The sequence below is a fragment of the Cryobacterium flavum genome (genome assembly GCF_900103805.1).
GTDB classification, from domain to species: Bacteria; Actinomycetota; Actinomycetes; order Actinomycetales; family Microbacteriaceae; genus Cryobacterium; species Cryobacterium flavum.
In genome coordinates this window covers 1-23431 of the sequence record NZ_FNIB01000011.1, presented here as the reverse complement: position 1 = coordinate 23431, position 23431 = coordinate 1, and the positions used below count along the sequence as shown (strand labels likewise).

The window sequence follows — 23431 nt, the reverse complement described above, 5'->3', positions numbered from 1 at the left end:
GTTTGCCCTGAGGCGGCCGGGGTTTCGCGTGTTTGTGCCCCAATCTGGCCGTTCACAGCCAGCCTCGCCGTTTGAACACGGTGTACAGGGTAAACCCCATGGCGAGCATCAGAGCGATCGCAAAGGGATAGCCGAGCGGCCAGTGCAGCTCGGGCATGTTGTCGAAGTTCATGCCGTAGATGGTGCCGACCAAGGTCGGGGCGAAAAGGATAGCCGCCCAGCTGGAGATCTTCTTCACTTCTTCGCTCTGCGCGAGGCTCGTCTCGGACAGGTGCCGCATTTCGTCGTTCTGGCGTTGGCCCACCAGGGTGCTGTGTACGGTCAGAGCGTTCTGCAGCAGTTGCCGAAACGCGTCGCCGCGCTCCACGATGCGCAGAGTGTGGTCGAGCACGTCACGCAGGTGCCGGTGCAGTTCGAGGTCCACGTTGTATTTGTCGAAGCCCCGCTGCATCGCCTCGAACATGCTCACGAGCGGCTGGGTGGCCCGCTGAAACTCGATCACCTCGCGGGACAGTGCGTAGATGCGTCGGCTGACCTCCGGGTCGCCGTCGAACAGCTGGTCTTCGATCTCGTCAATGTCGTTCTCCAGCCCGGCCACGACCGGCCCGTATTCGTCGACGACCTGGTCGAGAATGGCGTACAGCACGGCCTCCGGGCCGAGGGCGAGCAGGTGCGGGGTGCTCTCCATCCGCTCCCGCACCAGGGCGAGGTCGGGCGATTCGGCGTGGCGAATGGTCACCACGAAATCGGGGCCGACGAACACGTGCAGCTCACCGAATTCGACGCGCTCTTCGTCGTCCATGTAGCGGGCCGGGCGCAACACAATGAACAGGATGTCTGCGTACCGTTCAATCTTCGACCGCTGGTGCCCCTTGAGGGCGTCCTCCACGGCCAGGTGGTGCAGGCTGAACTCGGTCGCGACGGCCCGCACTTCCTCCTCGCTCGGCCGGTACAGCCCGATCCAGGCGAAGCCCTTCTTCTCTTTCATCACTTCGAAGGTCTCGTCGAGGCTCGGCGGCGTGGCAACCCGGTGCCCGTCCACGTAGACCGCGTTGTCCACCAGCGCCATTGGCTCTCCTTCTCCGATCTACCAGTGTGCCACTCGGCGTAGCTGCGCGGTAACGCCGGTGCAGTTTTGCCGGCGGGTACGGTTAGATCGTGCCGCAAACGTTTGTTTCCCTCTTGTTACAACCGCGCGCGCCGCTTCCCCAGACCGACCGGCTACTACTCGCCGCCGCTGTCGCCCGGGTCTGCGCCGTTGACCTGGCGGCCGTCACCATCGAACAACGCTGCGAACACTGCGGCGGCGCGCATGGGCGGCCTCGCGTGCTGACACCGGGCGGGGTGCACGTGAGCCTGAGCCGCGCCGGTCGCACCGTTGTCGTTGCCGTGTCGCAGGTCGGACCGATCGGGGTCGACCTGGAGAGCGTGGCCTCGGTCGCCCGGGCCGGATTCGACGACGTCGCGTTCAACGCCGACGAGCGCACCGCCCTAGCGGAGCTGCCGGTCGACGAGCGCGATCGGGCGCGCGCCGCGCTCTGGACCACCAAGGAGGCTCTGCTCAAGCTCTCCGGCGAGGGGCTGACGGTGGACCCGCGCGAGGTGACCGTGGCGTTGGGGCCGGGTGGGGCATCCGCTCTGCTGAGCTGGCCGACCGCCACCCTCGATCTGAGCCGGGTGCACGTCGTGGGCTTCGACGCGGGCCCCGGTCTGGTGGGCACCCTGGCCTTGCTCGGTCCGAGAGCCCCGAGCCTTTCGATGCTTTAAAACTCACTCTTTCCGCTCGCAGCCATCCCTTTCACGCCGCCGCGGGAGTTGCGCCAGTGCGCGGGAGGCGGAACTCCCGCGCACTGGCGCAGGTCCAGCCCGTCGCGTCGCGCTGGAATTGTGGCCAAGCCCGAACTCCCGCGAATCGGCGCAACACCCGCGTAGCCCACGCTGCACGGGCGCCCCTCCGCCGGAACTCCCGCGCACCGGCGCAACACCCGCGCAGCCCCCTGGGCAGGTCCGAGCGGCGCGACGTCGAACTCCCGCGTACCGGCTCAACTCCCGCGCAGCCGCGCAACACCCGCGCAGCTCCCTCGGTACCTCCGAGCGGCCCGATATCAAACTCCCGCGCACCGGCGCAACACGAGCCCGTCGCGTGACGCTGGAGCTGAGGCGCCGGGCGAGAAAATCCGCTACGACGAGGGGCGTTCGAGGCCGCGCAGAACGCGCTGTGGCCCAGGCCGCAATCCAAGCTCCAGCAGCCGCCGACGCAAGGAGAATTGGCTCATCCCGACCGAGGCCGGCCACCGGCCGAATCCGTGTACCTGGCGCCGAATCCCGTCCTCGCGCTGCTTCTCGTCGTACTGTACCTGCTCAGGAGAGCGGCCGGCCAGATATTCCGGGTTGAAGTATTTGACCTTGCCATCGCACTCGCCCGCGCTGTCGATCTCGCGCCAGTAGAAGTCCGTCTCGCACTCCTTGCCATCGACGATGAACGGATGCTGTAACTCCGGCTCAGGAAATCCGCTCAGGGCGATGTTCACCCGGCTGGCCGACTCCGCTGGCGAACCCGAGAGATGCGTCGCGAACTGGATGATCGCGCGGGCGCGGCGCGAACCGCGGAAGGGAAGCATCCGCTCGAGGGTAGCGAGGAGTGCGTCTTTGGTGGTCAGGGTTGGGGTGCGTCCAAATCGGTCCTGATAGAGCGCGCGGTCGACCAATGCCACGGCGGATTTCAGATCGAGGGTCGCGGCCAGATCGACCACCGTGCGTTCGATGGTCGTCACGAGCAGTCCATCGGTTGTAGTGACGTCCCGGGCATCCACACCGAGTGCGTGACAGCGGACTCCCGGATCCGAGCGTCCGCCGGAGGCTCGTTCGACGAGCAGGTGCACTTCGTTCGGCCAGCCGACGAGCATCGGCAGCCCCCAGAGCACGGCGGCCGACTGGTGGCAGAGCACCGCCTGACCGCGACGAGTGAGGGCTGCCCCGCGCACCCGGATCAGGTAGCGCTCGTCGTCGCGCAATTGATCCCAGCGCGCGCTGGGATAGTACAGGCCGCGGCTCACTCGCTGCAGTCGGCCGCGTGACGACTCGCGTCGAAGGCGAAAGTCGACGCCGAAAGCGTTGCCGAGGTCAGATGCGAGGATGAGGCCGTCGCCGGGATCGGGACTGGTGCTCATTCGGGATGTCAGGCTGAGGCTCGCGCTCGGGTCGAAGCTCGGTTGAGACATAGAGCCAGCGTGCCCGGACGGCGAACACAGCGGGCCAGAGATCTTCATTCTGGCCAATAACCGGCCTCACGCCCGCCTGTGGAGGAGTCGCGCCCGGCCGCCACCCTTCTCGTGAAGCTCGCATTCGACGGATGCCCGCGTCTGGCCGACCCGAGTCATCCGTCTTGCGCTGCAGGTGAGCGTTCGCCGTCTTCGTGCAGAGCCGCCCACGCTGTGGAGGGGCGCCGCACCGGCGTGGTATCTGTCTGGCGACGGATGCCGGCCCTCGGCCGTTCGCGGCCGTCCGTTTCACGCCGCCGCGGGAGTTGCGCCAGTGCGCGGCAGGCGGAACTCCCGCGCACTGGCGCAGGTCCAGCCCATCGCGTCGCGCTGGAGTTGTGGCCAAGCCCGAACTCCCGCGAATCGGCGCAACACCCGCGTAGCCCACGCTGCGGGGGCCAGCACCTCACTCGAACTCCCGCGCACCGGCGCAGCACCCGCGCACGGCACCTCAGCACCTCAGAGTGGGCGGGCATCGAACACCCGCGCACCGGCGCAGCACCGGCGCAGCAAACCCCGCAGCTGACCGCGCTGGCGCACGTCAGCACCTCGGCGCCGTCGAGGCGGCCAACCTCGAATTCCCGCGCGGGGCAACCACGCCCACGCCCACGAGGCTCGGCTAGAGACTCGGCAGCGCGCTCTGCTGCACCCAGCGGGCCACAAACCCGCCGATCGCCCGGCTGCCGGTGTGTTCGGAGAAGAACTCCACGAAGTCCTCGGTGGAGACCTGACCGTGCCGCCGGGCCGCGGTGTAGGCGCGCAGGGCGGCAAAGAAGGCCTCGTCACCGAGCGATTTGCGAATCGCGTGGAGGGCGAGCGCGCCGCGTTTGTAGACCCGGTCGTCGAACATGGCGTGCGGGCCGGGATCGCCGACGACGATGTCGTGCGGCAGGGCCGCCACCTTGCCGCGGTGCAGTACGGCAAGGGAGTCGGCGGTGCGACCGCCGCGCTGTTCCTCCCAGAGCCATTCGGCGTAGCAGGCGAAACCCTCCTGCAGCCAGATGTCCTGCCAGCGGGCCACGGTGAGGCTGTTGCCGTACCACTGGTGTGCCAGCTCGTGGGCGATCAGGCGGTCGCTGCCGTGCTCCCCGTCGACATGGTTGCTGCCGAACACGGCCAGGCCGTGCGCCTCGAGGGGGATCTCCAGCTCGTCGTCGGTCACCACGACCGAGTATGACGCGAACGGGTACGGGCCGAACCGGTCGGCGAAGAACGCGATCATCTCGGTGAGGCGAGCGAAGTCGGTGCCGACCCGGGTCGCAAGCTGGGCCGGAAAGAACAGACTGTGCGCGACCGGAGCTGCGGCGAGGTCGCGGCGACGGTAGCGGCCGATCAGCACCGTGGCGAGGTAGGTCGCCATCGGCTCGCGCACATCGAAGGTCCAGCTGGTGCGGCCCGACCGGCTCGACCTGGCCGACAACACCCCGTTCGACACCACGGTGTAGCCGGATTCGCAGGCGATCTCGATGCGATAGGTGGCTTTGTTACTCGGATGATCGTTACAGGGAAACCAGGATGCGGCCCCGCACGGCTGCCCGGAGACCAGCACGCCGTCGTCGAGTTCTTCCCAGCCGACGTCGCCCCAGGCGCTGCGAACCGGATGCGGCGCCCCGCGATAGCGCACCGTCACCTCGAACACCGCCCCGGCCTCAACCCGAGTGGCAACGCTGATCACGAGTTTGCGGGCGCTGTGCGTCACTTTGGTCGGCCGCTCGCCGTTGACCGTGACCTTCTCCATGCTCAGCCCGGCGAAGTCAAGGCTGAACCGGTCGAGGGGTATGAGGGCGCGCGCGGTGATGATCGCGGTCGCGTTCAGCCGGTTGGTAGCCACCCGGTAGGACAAGTTCAAATCGTAGTGTTCGGCAACGTAACCGCCGTTGCCGCCGGTGGGAATATAGGGGTCGCCAGCGCTGGCCGAGCCGTAGGTCGTCTGCACAGGGGCCATCGGTCCACTATTCCACGTTCACCGTTGCCACGGCGGCTGATGCCACGGCGTGATCGGGTTGCCAGACCAGAGCGACCCGGTGGGTACCCGTTCGCCGCGCATCACGAGCGAGCCGGGCCCCACGGTCGCCCCAGCTGAAATCGACGCGGCCGGGAGAATGACGCCGTTCGGCCCGAGCGTCGATCCGTCGGCGAGTTCCACCGCGTCAAGCTGCATGATGCGATCGTGAAAGAGGTGGGTCTGCACGACACAGCCGCGGTTGACGGTGCTGCCGTCGCCCAGCCGCACCAGGTCTGCCTCGGGCAACCAGTACGTCTCACACCAGACGCCGCGCCCCACCGAAGCCCCCAGCGTGCGCAGCCACACGGCGAGCGCTGGCGTGCCGGAGGCCTTCTCGGCAAACCACGGGCGGGCGACCATCTCGACGAAACTGTCCGACACCTCGTTGCGCCAGATGAACGATGACCAGAGCGGATGCTCCGACGCGTCGATCCGCCCTACCAGCATCCACTTGACCACCGTTGTCACCCCGGCTGCCACGGCGCCGGCGGCGAGCATGACCACGCCGGACAGCGCGATCGCCGCGCCGAGGCCGAGCTGCAGCCAGAGCAGGTCGAGCAGGGTGAGCGCGAGCAACGCGATCCAGGCGCTGGTGAAGCCGGCCACGATGCGCAGGAGTTCCCACAGCGATCGGGCTACTTTCAGGCGCACGGGAGGGTGGAAGGTGCGGGAGTCGTCGGCATCCGTTTGCTTGCGACGCAGTCGCGAGGGCGGGTTGCCGAGCCAGCTCGACCCACGCTTGGCCTTGCGCGGGGTCGAGGAGAGTACCGCGACGAGTCCGTTGCGCGGTACCGTGCGGCCGGGACCGGCCATGCCGCTGTTGCCGAGAAAAGCCCGGCGGCCAACTTTGGCCGGGCCGATGTGCATCCAGCCGCCGCCGAGTTCGTAACAGGCCACCATGGTGTCGTCGGCGAGAAACGCGGCGGGCGCGATGGTCGTGAGCGACGGCAGCAGCAGCACGGTCGATGCCTCGACGTCCGCTCCTACTTTGGCGCCGAGCAGGCGCAGCCAGGTGGGGGTGAGCAGGCTCGCATAGACCGGAAACAGCACGGTGCGGGCGCCATCGAGGATGCGTTCGGTCATCCAGACCTGCCAGCCGATGCGGCTGCGCACCGGGTAGTAGCCCTCGCGCAGGCCCACGCCGAGGACGCGCACGAAGCCGATCACGAGCAGCGCGTAGACGAGACCGCCCGCGATGACGGCGACCGGCATGATCAGGGCGGCGCGCAACACGGCCACGGCGAGACTGTCCGCGTGACCGACGACGGCACCCACGATGAGCGCGCCGAGTACGAGGGCGACCGTGGGGATCGCGATCATCGCGACCGACCCGGCCGCGAAGGCGCCGAGCCAGCGACTGGCCCGCGGCGGTCGTTCGGCCGGCCACGGGCGGCGAGCTGAGCCCACCCGACGCGCCGGGGAACCGGCCCAGCGCTCCCCCGCCGGCACCCGCGACGAGACGGCGGCGCCCGGGTCGATCTCGGCGCCGTTACCTACGTGGGCGCCACCGAGCAGGGTACTGCGGGAGCCGATGCGAGCATCTGCGCCGACGTGCAGGTGGCCGATGCGCAGCACGTCACCGTCGATCCAATGCCCGGCCAGGTCGACTTCGGGTTCGATCGAAGCCTGGGCACCGATGGTCATCAGTCCGGTCACCGGCGGCAGCGAGTGCAGATCGACGTCGGGGCCGATCTCTGCGCCAAGTGCTCTGGCGTAGTAGCTGATCCAGGGCGCGCCGGCCAGGCTTGCGGCGTCGACGAGCAGCGCGATCTGCTCGGCCAGCCAGAGCCGCAGGTGCACCGACCCGCCCCGCGGGTAGTTGCCCGGCATGACGTCGTGCAGCAGCAGCCGTGCGGCAATCACGGCGATGAGCATCTTGCCAGGCGGGGTGACGAACAGCGCAAACCCGAGGGCCACCCACCACCACGACAGCGTCGGAGCAAAGCTGGCACCGTTCAGGCTCAGCAGGTTGTTGGCAATGGCCAGATAGACCAGCCAGCGCGCGCCACTCAACACGTGCAGCGGAATGCCGAGCACCGTCTGGGCCAGCTGGCTGCGGGCCGGCGTCGGCAAAACGTTCCGCAGCACCGGGGGTGTGACGGGGGTGCGGGCATCGAGTTCGTCGGCGAGCGAGCCGATGCGCGGGTGGTCGTAGAGGTCGGCGACGGTGGTTTCAGGATGGCGGGCGCGTACGGCCGACACGAACTGGGCGGCCGAGAGTGAGCCGCCGCCCTGGGCGAAGAAGTCGTCGTCGGGCCCGGTCACCGGCACCCCCAAAATGGATGCCCACGCCTCGGCCAGCCACGCCGCCGTCGGTGACAGCGCGGCCGCGTCGTCGTCCGAGGCCGGCAGCGGCCACGGCAGCGCCGCCCGGTCAACTTTGCCCGAGGTGCGGGTGGGCAGCGCGTCGACCACGGCGAGAAGTGGCACGAGCGCGGCGGGCAGTTCCTCGCGCAGCCGGGTTAGAGCGGCCTTCCGGTCGAGCGGAGCGTTCGCGCTGGTGAGCGCGATATACCCGACGAGGACGTGATTGCCGGCCGGGGTGATCTGCACCACGGCGGCGCCGCCGGCCACCCCGTCCAGGGCGTTGAGGGCGGCATCCACTTCGCCGAGTTCAATGCGTCGGCCGCCGAGTTTCACCTGGTCGTCGGCGCGCCCAGCGAACACCAGGCCGGCGCGGTCGAAGCGCACGAGGTCGCCGCTACGGTAGGCGCGCGCCCAGCCGAGCTGAGGGTGCGGCGCATATTTCTCGGCGTCTTTGGCCGCGTCGAGGTAGCGGGCCAGGCCGACGCCGCCGATAATGAGCTCGCCGATCTCACCCTCTAAAACCCGCTCGCCGCGCGCGTCGACGACGGCGAGGTCCCAGCCGTCGAGCGGCAGGCCGATACGCATCTCGCCAACGCCGTCGACGAGGGCGCCGCAGGCGACGACGGTGGCCTCAGTCGGGCCGTACGTGTTCCAGACTTCGCGGCCGCGGGTGGCAATGCGGGCGACCAGTTCGGGCGGGCAGGCTTCGCCGCCGAAGATGAGCAAGCGCACGGCTTCGAGCGATTCTTCCGGCCATAGGGCGGCGAGGGTCGGCACGGTCGACACCACGGTGATGCCGTGCGTGATCAGCCAGGGGCCAAGGTCGGCGCCGCTGCGCACGAGGGAGCGCGGGGCCGGCACGAGGCAGGCGCCGTTTCGCCAGGCCAGCCACATCTCTTCGCAGCTCGCGTCAAAGGCCACCGAGAGTCCGGCGAGCACCCGGTCTGCGGGGCCGATCGGTTCAGATCGCAGGAACAAGCCGGCCTCGGCATCGACGAAGGCGGCCGCCGAGCGATGGGTGACGGCGACGCCCTTGGGCACGCCGGTCGAGCCGGAGGTGAAGATGACCCAGGCATCATCGTCGGGCGAGGGAATATTCGCGGTCGGAAACACCAGCGCGGGATCCTCCTGCGGTTCGACGCGGCGAGCGCGCAGGGACTGCAGGTCGAGGCCGTCACGCGGCGCGAACACACTGCTCTCGCCGATGATGCCGACCACGTGTGCCTCGGCGAAGACCAGCCGGGCGCGTTCTTCGGGGTCGTCGGCATCGACCGGAACGTAGGCGGCACCCACGAACAGAGTCGCCAGAATGGACACGTACAGGTCACGGGTGCCCGAGGGGATGCGAATGCCCACGGTGTCGCCGCGTCGCACGCCGGCCAGGCTCAGCGCGTTGGCTTGGGCCTGCACCCGCCGCAGCAGGCCGCGGTAGCTGATCGTGCCGGCCGCGTCTTCCAGCGCTAAAGCATCCGGATGCTGCGCTGCGGTTACCGCAAGAATGTCGGCCAGGGTGCGGGCCGGCTTGGCCCGGTGGCCTGCCGCGAGCACCGACTGGGAGTGCCCGCTGGCGCCCGCTGGGCTGTGCTGGTGCTCGCTCACACGCCTCCTCGTTCAGGTCGTGGCAGTACGGCACGCCGCGAAAGTATCAGTCTAGAACTCGCGGGTAACGGACGGGTGAACTGTGCGGCGCTCTCCGCTCAGCCCGGGAATAGTATTTGCGTGAGGAGTTTTCATGAAACGAGTTTTCGCATCCGCTGCCCTGCTGGCATTGCTGTGCGTTGGACTCTGGGCTGGCCAGCCGGAGGCGGCGTTCGCCATGACTCCGCCGCGACCCGCTCACGTCGTGATCGTTGTGCTCGAGAACCACTCGTACAGCCAGGTCGCCAATGAGCCCTATCTCACGAGCCTGCGGGCCAAGTCGGCGGTGATGACGAATTCGCACGGGGTCACGCATCCATCGCAGCCGAATTATCTGGCACTCCCCAGTCTGTCGGACGGCGTACGCCCATGTTCGCGGCCGTTCGGGGTGTCTTCCCGGGGCATTGAGTGTCTTCTCCCGGCTCAATTCCCGTTGGCGGGCGAGGATAATAAGCGTTGATCCCGTCGGGGGACGAACGGAGCGCTGAACCATGAAGCATGTATCGAACTCCACGTGGGAGCGCCTGAAAGAAGAGTCGGCCGTTCATCTCTACGACGAGCTGCATCACGTTGCGCAGGACGCCAGCGCTGCCGTTGCCGATCCGGAGACTTCACCGATCACGGTGCAACGCCCCGTGGATTCCTGACCCCGAGATCGGTGCCCGGCCGGCCCCTGCGGTCCTTGATCTCCTGCTCGATTTCGGCACGATATTCCAAACGGATGCCCGACCCAAGCGCACCGCAGAAACGGCCAACCGTACAGCACGTCTCAGCCGCTACGCGGCGTTGACGCGACGACTTCAACTTTGAAACCGGCTTCATTTTCGAGATACGCGGCGTAGTGGTCGGGGCCTCCCGCGTAGGGGTACCGATCGCCGTACAGCGCATTCCATCCGTGGGCTGATGCCTGACCAACGATGCGGTCAATATCAGCTGTGCTCCCTCCATGAAGGGCAATGTGATTCAGTCCAGGAAGTCGCCGGTCATGCTCCCGGCCAGAGATGGCAGGCGGTCGCGTGACCACGATGTACACCTCGCCGCATCGCCAGGAGATGCCCATGCTCCATTCCTGGTCGACGGACCAACCAAGAGCTACCAGCAGCCAGCCCCACGAATGTCGGGCGCTGTCCAAGTCAACGACCCAAATCTCGATGTGATGCACGCCAGCTGCCATGCAACCATCGTTCCATGAACGCCAGGGCACCTCTCCCAGCAGCAACAGCGGGAGCGATATTTACCATGTGTGCGCTCATGTGGGCATCACGGCAAAGCACCACCTAACGGGGGGGGTCCCGTGATCACGCGGTTCTTGCAGTGTTCCCGTGGTGCCCCTGGAGGGATTCGAACTCCAATAACCGTCCGCGCGGTGTCATCGATGGCGTCAAGAGCCGCGTGGATTCAACGTTTTTGAGTCACAATGAGGCATCCAGATTCACTCAAAGTTTTTTCAAGTGTGGGCAAATCGTGGGCACGCTTGCGAAGCGTCACGCGTTACCTTGCCAGCGTCGCAGCCGTTACGCGGCACCGGTGTATCCTCCAGCGAAGTACCCTCGACGGAAACGTTCAGCGGGATCAGTCGACGGCTCTAAACCGTTCGAGCCCCACACGTGTGTTGTCATCCACAACAACAAAGCTGGGTCCATCAGAAAGCCCCTCAGTTCATCACCCTCACGCGTCCCCACAGGGCGCTGCGGTCGATACTAATGGTTATGTCAACAAGCAATGTATTCGGTGCAGAATTCGCCGAAGAAAGTGTTCTGACACGGCTGCTGCTTAGCGTCAAGAAGGGTGCGCTGAGGCGCTCCGGCTCCATCTGAGCGTCGCAGTGTCGACATGTTGGTACCGCGCTCCGAAGCTGAGCGAATCGGCAAGTTGGCATCGAGGCCATGAATAAAATCTAAGTCGAGAAGACTGAAGCAAATGAGGCGACCGCTGACTCGAAATGATCGAACATGACATGTCGTCGCGGTGTCTCTATGTTCATGACTTCATAAGCGGAACCACGTTTCTCGATGTAACCCAGCACCTTCTCGGGCGACCTTTCGTGGCAGCGTCGATCACCCACACGCCATTCATGATCGGATAGGCTGCGGATCTCGAGATCTCCCGTTGCGCACGGTATATGACCCTGATGCGACATTGAATCTCCTCATGATGAGCGGTCCAAACCGGCGGTACCTCGACCAGCTCGGATGCCGCTTGCATCACCACCCAACATACCCCCGCCCATGACAGCATGCCGTTGCCGGCAAATGCACCGCCCAATTGTCGTTATCGGGGCAGTGCTGCGCAAAGACTTCCCGCAGACGGTGTTGCCGACGGTCCGCGCCTATTTTGGCCAAGATCTTGAAATGTTCGGGCTCACACTCGATGGAACTTTTGGCGTTGCGGACTTGCTGAACGCAGCATCTCGTAACCCTGCGGTTCGGTGCCTTGGCTTAAACGAAAGGATTCTTCTGCGCGGTCGCCACGAGCTTGCGTCCAATTCCGGCGAACGTACCGTTCTCACTGCACTCACCACAGCCGGGGACGGAAGCGTAGCCTGGCTCAGTGGTGTTGGAGCACAACGAATACACCCGAATCCCCGACGGCGTCGATCTTTATGCGTACGTTTGATGAGCACACCTCAAGCTATCTCGGCCCAACAGGACACGACTGAAATGAGCACCATGAACATGCACATCGGCCTCATCGGCCTCGGAAAAATGGGCGCCAGCATGCGCACCCGCCTCCGCGAAAACGGCGTGGAGGTCACCGGTTACGACCGCAACGCCGACGTCACCGACGTCGCGACCCTGCAAGACCTCGTCGATGCCCTCCCATCGCCCAAGGCCGTCTGGGTGATGGTTCCTTCCGGCGCCATCACGAAGGCCGTCATTACTGAGGTCGGCGAGCTCTTGGGCACCGGTGATTTGGTCATTGACGGCGGTAATTCCCGTTTCAGCGACGACTTCGTGCACGCGGCCCTCCTCGCTGAAAAGGGAATCGACTACATCGACGCCGGTGTCTCCGGCGGAGTCTGAGGCCAGGAGAACGGCTTTGTGCTTATGGTCGGTGGTAGCCAGGCATCCGTTGACCGGCTCATGCCGGTATTCGACGCCCTGCGTCCGGCCGGACCGCGCGAGGAAAGCTTCGTACACGCCGGCGAGGTCGGTGCCGGTCACTACGCCAAAATGGTGCATAACGGCATCGAATACGCCCTCATGCAGGCCTACGCCGAGGGATACGAGCTACTCGCCAAGCGCGAGGACATCGTCAAGAATGTTCCCGGAACGTTCAAGGCCTGGCAGCGCGGCGCTGTTGTTCGGTCCTGGCTGCTCGAGCTCCTCGTTCAGGCGCTCGAGGAGGATCCGGCCCTGACCAGTATCGAAGGATACGTCGATGATTCCGGCGAGGGCCGCTGGACCATTGAAGAAGCATTGGCGAATGCCGTGCCCGTTCCCGCCATCAGCGCGTCAATCTTCGCCCGGTTCGAATCTCGCCAGGAAGATTCCCCGGCGATGAAAGCCGTCGCCGCACTGCGCAACCAGTTCGGCGGTCACGCGGTCAAGTCCGCCGAGTAGCCGCCGAACACAGGCAGCGGCAGAACCGAGGCTGGTCCAAGGGGCTGGCCTCGGGGCGTTTGGGCAGAATGTGATCGTCCGAGGAGTGGTGCCGAGCGCGGCGCAGGACCCACGGCATCAGATAGGTGCGGGCCCACGCGACATCGCTCGTTCGTGCGCTCCGCCAGGACGGTATTGGCAACGGTTCGATCTGGGATGGCTGCAATGAGTTCTCGACGCGGAGAGTGCTCAGAACGCTGCGTGCAATCGTGAGGTGACCCAATGGGTTGAAGTGCAGCCGATCCGGAGCCCACATGCCCGCGTCCACGGGTGGTTCAGGCCTGCGTTGGTCATATGTCTCATGTCTATTACCACTAACTCTACTCTTACGTTAGAGTAGAGATGTACGATTATTCCCGTACGAAACGAGGTGGCATTCATGCTTATTGGTGAGTTTGCCGAACGGACTGGACTTTCCCAGCGCACCGTGCGGCACTACGACGAGATCCACATTTTGCAGGCGTCAGGGCGCAGCGATTCCGGCTATAGGCTCTATGCCCCGGCCGACCTCGACCGGGCACGCATCATCCGCAGCCTCCGAGCGTTGTCGCTCACCCATCCGGAAATCAAGAATGCTCTGGCGACACTGGATCTGGTCGACTCCGACCCAGACGGGAGAGTGTCAACAATCCGGCGTGATCTCGCCATCCTGATCAGCGATATCGAAGCGCGTGAACGTGCTCTTTGCGAACAGGTTCGCGTAGCCAGCGGGTTCGTCGACCTGCTGCGGAGTCTGTGACTCAACCACGCCCACTTCGTGATCACGCTCAGACAGGAACACCGTGACGCATCAAACCACCCCCACCGTCTCTAACCTCGACATCCTCGCCCAAGCCCACAAACGGCGCACCTTTGCCGTTATTTCTCACCCGGATGCCGGCAAGTCCACGCTGACCGAAGCACTCCTGCTGCACGCGCACGCGATTGATCGGGCGGGTGCGGTACACGGTAAAGCAGGCCGGCGAGGCACCGTATCTGACTGGATGGCCATGGAGCAGGCCCGTGGCATTTCCGTGACATCCGCCGCTATCCAGTTTGAGTATCGCGACACCGTGATCAATCTCGTTGACACCCCCGGTCACGCCGATTTCTCGGAAGACACCTTCCGGGTCCTCTCCGCTGTTGATGCCGCTGTGATGCTCGTCGATGCCAGCAAGGGCCTCGAACCGCAAACCATGAAGTTGTTTGAGGTGTGCCGACAACACGGCCTGCCTGTGATCACGGTCATCAATAAATGGGATCGCCCGGGAAAGTCCGCGTTGGATCTCATGGACGAGATCCAGGATCGCACCGGACTTGTGCCCACACCGCTCACCTGGCCGGTCGGGCTCGCCGGCGAGTTTCATGGAGTTCTGGATCGACAATCCCCCGGATTTGTGCGTTTCACCCGAACTCCAGGAGGCGCGACCGCTGCCATTGAAGCTCGTACCACGGCGACGGCCGCTGCCGCGGAACTCGGCCAGGATTGGACTAATGCTGCCGAAGAATCAGCACTGCTCCATGCCGAAGGGCACGACCACGACGAGGCACTTTTTCTTCGTGCGACGACCACGCCGGTGCTTTTTTGCGCTGCCGTCCTCAATTTTGGTGTTCACCAGCTGCTGGACGCTCTCGTGGAATTCGCTCCGCCCGCTCTGGCCCGGGCAGATATCACCGGTCGACAACGGCCCGTCAACGGTGACTTCTCCGGCTTTGTCTTCAAGGTTCAGTCCGGCATGAACGCCTCGCACCGTGACCACGTCGCATTCGTGCGGGTGTGTTCGGGCATGTTCCACCGCGGGATGGTTGTGACGCAGGCATCGACCGGCCGTCCGTTTGCCACGAAGTATGCGCAACAGATGTTCGGACGGGAACGCACCATGGCGGAGCAGGCCTGGCCCGGCGACGTCGTCGGGTTGATCAACGCAGCCTCTCTTCGGGTGGGCGATTCACTTTATGATTCCGAACCCGTTGAATACCCGCCGCTGCCGGTGTTCGCCCCCGAGTATTTTCGTGCCGTACGCCCCGCCGACACCAGCAAGCACAAGCAATTCCGTCGCGGAATCGATCAGCTCGACCATGAGGGGGTCATTCAAGTCATGCGGTCTGACCTGCGGGGCGACCAGGCACCGGTACTCGGGGCGGTGGGTCCGATGCAGTTCGACGTCGTTGAGGAACGCATGACGCATGATTTTGGTGCTGATATCCGCATGGAGGCGTTGCCCTACCAAGTCGCGCGCCGCACCGATCGAGCAAGCGCGGGCAGACTGGGGTCGCTGCGCCAGGTGGAAGTGCTCACTCGATCCGACAACACGCTCTTGGCCCTGTTCAGCACCCCATGGCGGTTTCAGGCTGTCGCTCGGGAGTTCCCGGATATCGTGCTGGAGAACCTCAGCCCGTCCGTCGAGATGGAGTCCGTCGAGGGCGCAGCCCGCGGCGATAAACGTCGCTGAAGGTGAGTCACCGGCGAGAACAGCAGCGGCCCGGCACACGTAATGTGCCGGGCCGTTGCTGTGCTGGCTATCGTCTAGGCGTCAACGACGACCGCCGTGATCACCGGGTTGCGCCGATACTTGCGTTGCATCCATCGGGTCACGCTCTCGGAGAAGATGCGCTCGAGGGCTGCTCCGTCGAGAGCGTTGCTCCGGGTTGCTGCGACCATGGCCTCGTCGATGACCTGCGCGGCATTGGCTGCCCAGTCGGCATCGTGATTGAAGCCGCGGGAGATGAATTCCACAGGTTCGGCCAGGCGTCCCGTCTCGGTGTTGAGAATTCCCAGAACGGTAATGGCACCGTCTTCCGCGAGGAGTCGACGGTCTTCCATCGCTTCTGCTGCGTCTCCTCCGACGGTCACCCCGTCGACCAGGACGTAGTCGGCTGGCACTCGGCCCACGACGGTGGCGCGTCCATCGACCAGGTCGACCACGATGCCATCTTCGACGACGAGAACGCGGTCTTTACTGATTCCGGTGCGCACGGCCAGGTCCGCATTGGCGGTGAGGTGGCGCCATTCACCGTGTACGGGCATCACGTTGGTGGGGCGCATCACGTTGTAGCAGTAGACGAGTTCGCCCGCGCTGGCGTGCCCGGACACGTGGACTGTGGCGTTGGCTTTGTGCACGACGTTGGCACCCCAGCGAGTGAGTCCGTTGATGACCCGGTAGATGGAGTTTTCATTTCCGGGAATGACCGAACTGGCCAAGAGAACGGTGTCGCCCTTTCCGATGCGGATGGTGTGTTCACGGTTCGCCATACGGGCCAGAGCCGCCATCGGCTCTCCCTGTGAACCGGTGCAGATAAGAACGACCTTGTCATCTTTCATCCGCTCCAGGGCCTTGACATCGACGAGCAGTCCCTTTGGGACGTGCAGATACCCCAATTCAGCGGCCATACCCATGTTGCGCACCATGGATCGGCCGACGAAGGCCACCTTGCGGTTGTGGCGTACAGCGGCATCGATCACCTGTTGGATGCGATGGACGTGGCTGGCGAAGCTGGAGACAATGATCCGTCGTGGCGCGGTGCGAAACACGGTGTCGATGGCGGGACCGATGTCGGCTTCGGGTGTGGTGAATCCGGGTACAACGGCGTTGGTCGAGTCGATCAGCAGCAGGTCGATGCCTTCGTCGCCGAGCCGGGAGAAACCGGGCAGGTCGGTGAGCCGGTTGTCGAGGGGGAACTGATCCATTTTGAAGTCGCCGGTGTGCACGACCAGCCCGGCTTCTGTGCGGATGCCGATGGCAAGGCCGTCGGGGATGGAATGGTTCACGGCCAGGAATTCGAGGTCGAAGGGACCAACAGAGCGGCGTTCGCCTTCCTTGACTTCAACGACCGGGGGATGCAGGCGGTGTTCCTGAAATTTTGCTCCGACGAAGGCGAGGGTCAGCTTGGAGGCGATGACGGGAATATCGCCGCGTTCCTTGAGCAGGTAGGGCACGGCGCCGATGTGGTCCTCGTGGCCGTGGGTGAGGACGATGGCTTCGATGTCGTCGAGCCGGTCACGCAAGATCGAGAAATCGGGCAGGATCACGTTGATGCCGGGCTGAATGTCTTTCGGGAACAGCAGCCCGCAGTCGATGACGAGCAGTTTGCCTTTGTGCTCAAACACGGTCATATTACGGCCGATTTCGCCGAGACCGCCGAGCGGGATGATGCGCAGGCCGCGCGCAGGAAGTGCGGGCGGTGCGGTAAGGGACAGTGGATGGGTGCTCATGGAGCTCTTTTCTTGGGGCGCGGGCGTCAGCCCAGGCAATGGTCAGATTCGTACGGGTCGGGCAGGAAATCGGCCACGTCACTGGCAATGAAATCCGAGGCCGGCATGGTGAGCCGGTCGAGGAATTCAAAGGCGAGTTGTCGGATTGCCGGAGCGGCGATATCGGTTTCGGCGCTGATGTCGGTGGAGAACCACCGTGTCAACGCTCGTTTGGGGTCGTTGCTGGCGACAGCATCGATGAAGTCGCCGAAGAATGTTGACTCGTCGCGATCGGGACCGGTCTGGGAGGTGTTGAATTCCGCGTGGGCGCGCGTGACCGCGACGTAGTACCGCGCGACGGTGTAAATGAAGAGGAATGCGTGTCCCTGCGACGATCCTTCGCGGGACTTGTCGTCCATTGCTGTGAGTTCAAATTCCCACTCCTCATGTTCCGCGTGGCGGGCCAGCAGGAGGGTGATCTTGGTCAGCATGAAATCCTGAATTAGGTGCTGGTCGGTACGAGCGAGGGGATGAATGAACATGGAGTGCTCCTCTCGGGAACCTAGAACGGGGAAAGTTGGGACCGCGATCGGGTGACGGACCGCTAAGCAGTTTTCTGTCAACCACTTACAGCAACTCTACCGTAACGTAAGGGAAGAGTAGGAATTGACGGCGCTCTCCTATCCACCATCGATCACCTTCCTCTCACGTGAGAGTAGAGTGTAGGTGGGCTTGCGTGTCGCTCACCATTCGAAAGCTGTTCGAAAGCTGTTCGAACCTTCCAGATGCGCTCTTTTCCCACGTCGCAGCTAACGCACTGCTGGCGCGCCGTCTGCCCCATTCTTGTGAAAGCTTCCGTGTCTTCTACACCGCACTCCCCCCACTCCCCCGCGCCGTCCGACCGCGAGGCAGCGCCACGCCTACGCCCACGAATCTCGTGGTCTTGGCTGTCCCTCATCGGTGCCGCCGGGCTGATCTCGGTCATGACGGCCCCCGGCCAGACTGCCGGTCTCTCCGTCTTCACAGATCCCCTGATTGCCGACCTGGGACTGTCGCGAACGGATGTCTCGCTCAGTTATCTCATTGGCACGCTCGTTGGCGCGACCGTGCAGCCGTTCATTGGGCGGGCGTTGGATCGATGGGGAGCACGGTCCGTCACGGTCGCGATTGGCGTGGGCTTCGCCGTCATCCTTCTGGCCTTCAGCTTCGTTGGCGAGATCATCGGACTCACCGCCGGCTTCACCGGTGTTCGGATGGCCGGCCAGGGCGCGCTTACCCTGGCCGCGACCACCGCGGTTGCCCGGGCCATCCACCATCGGCGCGGGCTGGCCCTCGGCATTGCGAGTGCCATCGGCTCGGCCGGCATCTCACTCGCACCGATCTTTGTGGAGCGGCTGATCGCATCCGTGGGTATTTATGATGCGTGGCGGTGGGAAGCGGTGCTTGTGGCCGTGGTGGTCATTCCGCTGGCGTTGATCTTTCCCAAGCGCGCCCCCGCCGTCGATCCGGAATCGACCCCCTCCACGGCTCAACTCACCATTCAGAAAGAATCGTGGACACTGCCGGAGGCCATCCGATCGGGCATGTTCTGGGTCATCGCCGCGAGCCTGGCAACCTCGGGCATGCTGACAACGGCGCTGGCGTTTCACCAAATTGCCATTTTAGGCGCCCAAGGCCTGACTCCGTTAGAAGCGGCGGCGAACTTCCTGCCGCAGACCGTGACCGGGATCCTGGCCACCCTGCTCACGGGAAGCCTCGTCGACCGGGTTAGTCCCAAGGTTTTCATCGTTTTTTCCATGGTGACGCTGGCCGCGTCTCTCGTTCTGCTGCCGTGGGTGAGCAGCGGAGTGGCGGCCATCGTCTATGGCCTCGTTCTGGGTGCGGCCGGAGGGAGCCTGCGCGGTATGGAAGCCGCCTCATACGTGCGCTATTACGGCTTGGCACACATTGGCAATATCCGAGGAGTAGCTACGGCAATCGGCCTCGCGTCGACGGCTTTCGGTCCGGTCGCGCTCTCGCTCGGGTTCGACCTGACCGGCAGCTTCACCACACCGGCACTGGCACTGGCGCTTATTCCCGTCATCGTCGTCGGTATCACTCTCTTCGTGCGACCACCGCAGCGCGCCTAGGTCGCTCGCTCGGCCCTACTGAGTGCGCAGAACCTCAAGAAACTCGTCGGCCATTCCCAGCTGGTCTTGGAGTTTTTGCCGACGCTCAACCGCTTGTGCAATGAAGGTGTCGAGCTCCGCGCGGACATCCGGATTGTCCGAACCAGCCACGCCGCCCTGCAGCGTGTCGATGATCTTCAACAGCGCCATCATCTCTTCGAGAGAGAACCCCAGCGGCTTCATGCGGCGAATCAAGATCAGCCGAGAATGATCTTCCTGCGTATAGAGGCGAAAACCGCCCTCGGTACGACCAGAGGCCTTAAGCAGCCCGATTTCGTCATAGTGACGAATGGTGCGCAAGGAGAGACCGGTCTTCTCGGCGAGCTCTCCAATGTGCATGGTGCCCGTGGTGGCCGTGGCGGCTTGGGAAGTCATAGTTGATACCTTTTCTCGAACGGATTAGCAATCAACCCTAACGTTAGAGTAGTGTTGCAGAAGTTGGCTGACATTGTCATGTGAGCCCACTCTCCCACCATTGTCCCTGATGACTGGTGGAGGTGCGCGACGGGGCGCCCACACTCACTTCTTCTACTCATCCGACACCACTCGTGTGTCCCGCTCCAGGAAGGCCCCATGGCCATCATTGAAAAAACCACGGAAAAGAATCGGTACAAAGCCGATCCCACCGTGATGAAAGCTCTGCGCACACCGCGCATCCTCACCCGGGAGGTGCTCGCCGGCCTCGTCGTGGCCATGGCCCTCATCCCCGAAGCAATTGCCTTCTCCATCATCGCCGGTGTGGACCCCCGCGTCGGACTGTTCTCGACCTTCATCATGGCCGTGTCGATCGCATTTCTCGGTGGCCGCCCCGCCATGATCACCGGTGCGACCGCAGCCATTGCGCTCGTAATCGCCCCGGTCGCGCGGGACTACGGCATCGACTACTTCATCGCTACCGTGATCCTGGCGGGTATTTTCCAGATTGTCTTCGCCTTCATCGGCGTCGCCAAAATCATGCGGTTCATCCCCCGCAGTGTCATGGTCGGCTTCGTCAACGCCCTCGGCATCCTGATCTTCACCTCACAGCTACCGCAGCTGCTGGGCGTCCCGTTCATGGTCTACCCGCTCGTCGCGGTCGGCATCATCATCATGGTCGTCATGCCCCGCTTCACCAAGGTGGTCCCCGCACCGCTCGTCGCGATCGTCGTTCTCACGATCCTCACCGTCGTGGTGTCGATCAACGTCCCCACCATCGGCGATCAGGGCGAATTGCCCACCACGCTGCCGCAGCTGTTCTTTCCCAACGTGCCGCTCAACATGGAAACGTTGACGATCATCGCTCCTTACGCCTTCGGCATGGCGATGGTCGGAATCCTCGAATCCCTGATGGCGGCCAAGATCGTCGACGAGAGCACGGATACCCACTCTAATAAGACCCGCGAGTCCTGGGCTCAGGGCGTTTCCAACATGCTTTCCGGCTTCTTCGGCGGCATGGGCGGCTGCGCAATGGTCGGCCAGACCATGATCAACGTCAAGGCCTCCGGGGCCCGCACCCGCATCTCCACCTTCCTCGCCGGCCTCTTTTTGCTCGTGCTCGTGCTCGGCCTCGGCGATGTACTGTCCGTCGTGCCCATGGCTGCTCTGGTCGCGGTGATGATCATCGTGTCCGTGCTGACCTTCGACTGGCACAGCATCCGCCTGAGCACCCTGAAACGAATGCCCAAGAGCGAGACCACGGTCATGGTCGCCACGGTCATCGCCGTCGTCGCCACCCACAACCTCGCCGTCGGCGTCGTGATCGGTGTCGTCATCGCCATGGTCGCCTTCGCCCGCCGCGTCGCCCACCTCGCACAGGTCGAACGCAGCCTGACCGTGGATGACCAGGGCCCGGTCGCCTACTACACCGTCACCGGCGCACTATTCTTCGCCTCGAGCAACGACCTCAAGACACAGTTCAGCTACCTCGACGACCCCGACCGCATCATCATCGACATGACGAACTCGCACATCTGGGATGCCTCCACCGTCGCCACCCTCGACGACATCAAATACAAATACGAACGCCACGAGAAGACCGTGACGATTGAGGGACTCAACGAAGCGAGCAGCCTGCTACACGCCCGCCTCGCCGGCAACATGGGCTCGGGCCACTGACCCGGCACATCACTGCCTCATCAGGTCGAGCCCCCGTCGCATGACGGGGGCTCGGCCGATTTGTGCTGCCCGGATCGATAAACCCTTACGTTAAGGTAACCTTGCCAAGGTCAACGTGGCACTGTCGCCGACTCCCATTCATTCGGCTTCTCCGTGAGGTCCCTTCCCCTTTCTGGAGGCCTCATGGCCATCGTTTCCAAGCCCATCACCGCGAACCGCTACCGTGCGGAGCCGTCGGTTCTGACCGCGCTGCGCACGCCTCGACTGCTCACCCGTGAGGTGCTCGCCGGTCTTGTCGTGGCCATGGCGCTCATTCCCGAGGCGATCGCGTTCTCGATCATCGCCGGTGTCGACCCGCGCGTGGGCCTGTTCTCATCCTTTGTCATGGCCGTCACGATCGCCTTCGTCGGTGGCCGCCCGGCCATGATCACCGCCGCCACCGGCGCGATCGCGCTTGTCATCGCCCCGGTCGCGCGGGAATATGGCATGGAGTATTTCATCGCCACGGTCATCCTCTCCGGGGTGCTCCAAATCGTGCTGAGTCTGGTGGGGGTGGCCAAACTCATGCGGTTCATTCCGCGCAGCGTCATGGTCGGCTTCGTCAACGCCCTCGCCATCCTCATCTTCGGCGCCCAACTCCCCCAGCTGCTCGGCGTGCCGTTCATGGTCTACCCGCTCGTCGCCGCAGGCCTCATCATCATGATCGTCATGCCACGCATCACCAAGGTGATCCCGGCCCCGCTCGTGGCCATCGTTGTGCTCACCGTCGCGACCGTCGTGACCGCCATCAACGTGCCCACCATCGGCGACCAGGGCGAACTGCCCCAGAGCCTGCCCGAGCTGTTCATTCCTAACATTCCCCTCACCTGGGACACCTTCACGATCATCGCGCCCTACGCACTCGGCATGGCCCTGGTCGGAATTCTCGAGTCTCTGATGACCGCGAAGTTCGTCGACGAGATCACCGACACGCACTCGAACAAGACCCGGGAAACCTGGGGCCAGGGCGTCGCCAACGTCATGAGCGGCATCTTCGGCGGCATGGGCGGCTGCGCCATGATCGGCCAGACCATGATCAACGTGAAGGCCTCCGGCGCTCGCACCCGCATCTCCACGTTCCTTGCCGGAGTCTTTCTACTCGTGCTCGTGCTCGGCCTCGGCGACGTGCTCGCCGTTGTACCCATGGCCGCCCTGGTCGCCGTGATGATCATCGTGTCGTACCTCACGTTCGACTGGCACAGCATCCGTCTGTCAACGCTCAAACGGATGCCCAAGAGCGAGACGACCGTCATGGTCGCCACGGTCGTCGTCATCGTTCTCACCCACAACCTCGCCATCGGCGTCGTCGTCGGCGTGATCGTCGCGATGGTCGCGTTTGCGCGCCGCGTCGCCCACCTCGCCGGGGTGGAACGCACCGTCGAGCTCAACCAGCCCGTGCCGACCGCCTATTACACCGTGACCGGGGCGCTGTTCTTTGCCTCGAGCAATGACCTGCTGACCCAGTTCGAGTACGCGGACGATCCCGACCGCATCGTCATCGACCTGTCGGCTTCGCACATCTGGGACGCCTCCACCGTTGCCACTCTCGACGCGATCACCTACAAATATGAGCGGCACGACAAGTACGTCGTCATCGAGGGACTCAACGAGGCCAGCCATGAGCTGCACAGCCGCCTAGCCGGAAACCTCGGCGCCGGCCACTGACGAGTTCGCCGTTATGCAGTGCAGCACCAAGACGTCAGAAAATCGTCCCAATCGGCGCTTCGGCTCATCAATCTCACCGCGCGACATTTCACGAGTGGCCAAAAAAATGACAAACGAAAACTAAACGAGAAGTCTGAACCGTCCCGGGTTTCATGCCGCCGTTTTGATGCTCCTATTGATGTCAAGTGGTAATTGTGGCCGATTGTTGGTCTAGCCAGGTGCGGTAGTGCCGGGCGAGGTCGTAGTTGACATTGATGCCGCGTTCGAGGCGGGAGATGGTGCCCTGAGCAACGCCGCAGTGATTGGCGGTGACCTGCATGGACATGCCCAGGGCGACTCGTTTCGGTCGGAGGTCTTCGACTGAAGTGATCGGATGTGGATCGGTCAGGATACGGTAGATTTCCCTTGCGATGAAGCGTTTGAGGCAGCGAAGGATATGCCTGGGTGTTCTTCCCTCGGAGCGCTTTCTGGCCACGTATTCT

General features: G+C 64.2%; 15 protein-coding genes and 2 pseudogenes. 8 read left to right on the top strand and 9 right to left on the bottom strand.

What is annotated here, in order from left to right:
* Positions 1-52 precede the first annotated feature (52 nt).
* The gene (locus BLS91_RS14975; RefSeq protein WP_092341566.1) at positions 53-1069 is read right to left on the bottom strand and encodes a magnesium and cobalt transport protein CorA; all 1017 of its coding nucleotides are present in this window, start codon (positions 1067-1069) and stop codon (positions 53-55) included.
* Positions 1070-1158: 89 nt separating this feature from the next.
* Here BLS91_RS14975 and BLS91_RS14970 point away from each other — a divergent pair, with 89 nt between their 5' ends.
* Positions 1159-1767, top strand: coding sequence for a 4'-phosphopantetheinyl transferase family protein (locus tag BLS91_RS14970; RefSeq protein ID WP_159433875.1), 609 nt, complete (start codon positions 1159-1161; stop codon positions 1765-1767).
* A 413-nt stretch (positions 1768-2180) separates the two neighbouring features.
* Here the strand turns inward: BLS91_RS14970 and BLS91_RS14965 are convergent, their stop codons facing one another.
* From BLS91_RS14965 to BLS91_RS14955, 3 genes are all read right to left on the bottom strand, one after another.
* Complete coding sequence (locus tag BLS91_RS14965; protein WP_092341564.1) at positions 2181-3170, bottom strand: type IV toxin-antitoxin system AbiEi family antitoxin domain-containing protein; 990 nt, start codon at positions 3168-3170, stop codon at positions 2181-2183.
* Between the two features lie 709 nt (positions 3171-3879).
* Complete coding sequence (locus BLS91_RS14960; protein ID WP_092341563.1) at positions 3880-5205, bottom strand: M1 family metallopeptidase; 1326 nt, start codon at positions 5203-5205, stop codon at positions 3880-3882.
* An 18-nt stretch (positions 5206-5223) separates the two neighbouring features.
* Positions 5224-9171, bottom strand: a complete 3948-nt coding sequence (locus tag BLS91_RS14955; protein ID WP_092341562.1) for a Pls/PosA family non-ribosomal peptide synthetase — start codon at positions 9169-9171, stop codon at positions 5224-5226.
* A gap of 530 nt (positions 9172-9701) precedes the next feature.
* On the opposite strand from BLS91_RS14955, the gene BLS91_RS19995 reads away from it, so the two are divergent.
* A complete protein-coding gene (locus tag BLS91_RS19995; RefSeq protein ID WP_158252850.1) occupies positions 9702-9857 on the top strand; it encodes a hypothetical protein in 156 nt (51 codons plus the stop codon).
* 122 nt (positions 9858-9979) lie between these two features.
* Here the strand turns inward: BLS91_RS19995 and BLS91_RS14945 are convergent, their stop codons facing one another.
* Positions 9980-10384, bottom strand: coding sequence for a VOC family protein (locus BLS91_RS14945; RefSeq protein ID WP_092341560.1), 405 nt, complete (start codon positions 10382-10384; stop codon positions 9980-9982).
* Positions 10385-11825: 1441 nt separating this feature from the next.
* Between BLS91_RS14945 and gnd the strand changes: the two are divergent.
* From gnd to BLS91_RS14930, 3 genes and pseudogenes are all read left to right on the top strand, one after another.
* A pseudogene (gene gnd / locus BLS91_RS14940) lies at positions 11826-12773 on the top strand (phosphogluconate dehydrogenase (NAD(+)-dependent, decarboxylating)).
* A 418-nt stretch (positions 12774-13191) separates the two neighbouring features.
* On the top strand, positions 13192-13551 hold the full coding sequence (locus BLS91_RS14935; protein ID WP_092341559.1) for a helix-turn-helix domain-containing protein: 360 nt from the start codon (positions 13192-13194) through the stop codon (positions 13549-13551).
* A gap of 43 nt (positions 13552-13594) precedes the next feature.
* Entirely contained in the window at positions 13595-15244 is a 1650-nt protein-coding gene (locus BLS91_RS14930) for a peptide chain release factor 3 (RefSeq protein WP_092341558.1), read from the top strand.
* A gap of 74 nt (positions 15245-15318) precedes the next feature.
* On the opposite strand, the gene BLS91_RS14925 is transcribed toward BLS91_RS14930, so the two are convergent.
* Positions 15319-17004 (bottom strand): ribonuclease J, encoded by a 1686-nt coding sequence (locus BLS91_RS14925; RefSeq protein WP_092341557.1) that lies wholly within the window; start codon positions 17002-17004, stop codon positions 15319-15321.
* A gap of 26 nt (positions 17005-17030) precedes the next feature.
* Positions 17031-17474, bottom strand: a complete 444-nt coding sequence (locus BLS91_RS14920) for a hypothetical protein (RefSeq protein WP_134505321.1) — start codon at positions 17472-17474, stop codon at positions 17031-17033.
* A 366-nt stretch (positions 17475-17840) separates the two neighbouring features.
* Between BLS91_RS14920 and BLS91_RS14915 the strand changes: the two genes are divergently transcribed.
* Positions 17841-19112: an MFS transporter gene (locus BLS91_RS14915; RefSeq protein WP_241983152.1), complete on the top strand. Its 1272-nt coding sequence runs from the start codon at positions 17841-17843 to the stop codon at positions 19110-19112.
* Between the two features lie 15 nt (positions 19113-19127).
* Here BLS91_RS14915 and BLS91_RS14910 read toward each other — a convergent pair whose 3' ends face one another.
* Entirely contained in the window at positions 19128-19526 is a 399-nt protein-coding gene (locus tag BLS91_RS14910) for a MerR family DNA-binding transcriptional regulator (protein WP_092341554.1), read from the bottom strand.
* 198 nt (positions 19527-19724) lie between these two features.
* Between BLS91_RS14910 and BLS91_RS14905 the strand changes: the two genes are divergently transcribed.
* On the top strand, positions 19725-21245 hold the full coding sequence (locus tag BLS91_RS14905) for a SulP family inorganic anion transporter (RefSeq protein WP_092341553.1): 1521 nt from the start codon (positions 19725-19727) through the stop codon (positions 21243-21245).
* Positions 21246-21428: 183 nt separating this feature from the next.
* Entirely contained in the window at positions 21429-22949 is a 1521-nt protein-coding gene (locus BLS91_RS14900; protein WP_092341552.1) for a SulP family inorganic anion transporter, read from the top strand.
* 181 nt (positions 22950-23130) lie between these two features.
* Here BLS91_RS14900 and BLS91_RS20345 read toward each other — a convergent pair.
* Positions 23131-23431, bottom strand: a pseudogene (locus BLS91_RS20345) (IS110 family transposase); the annotation flags it as partial.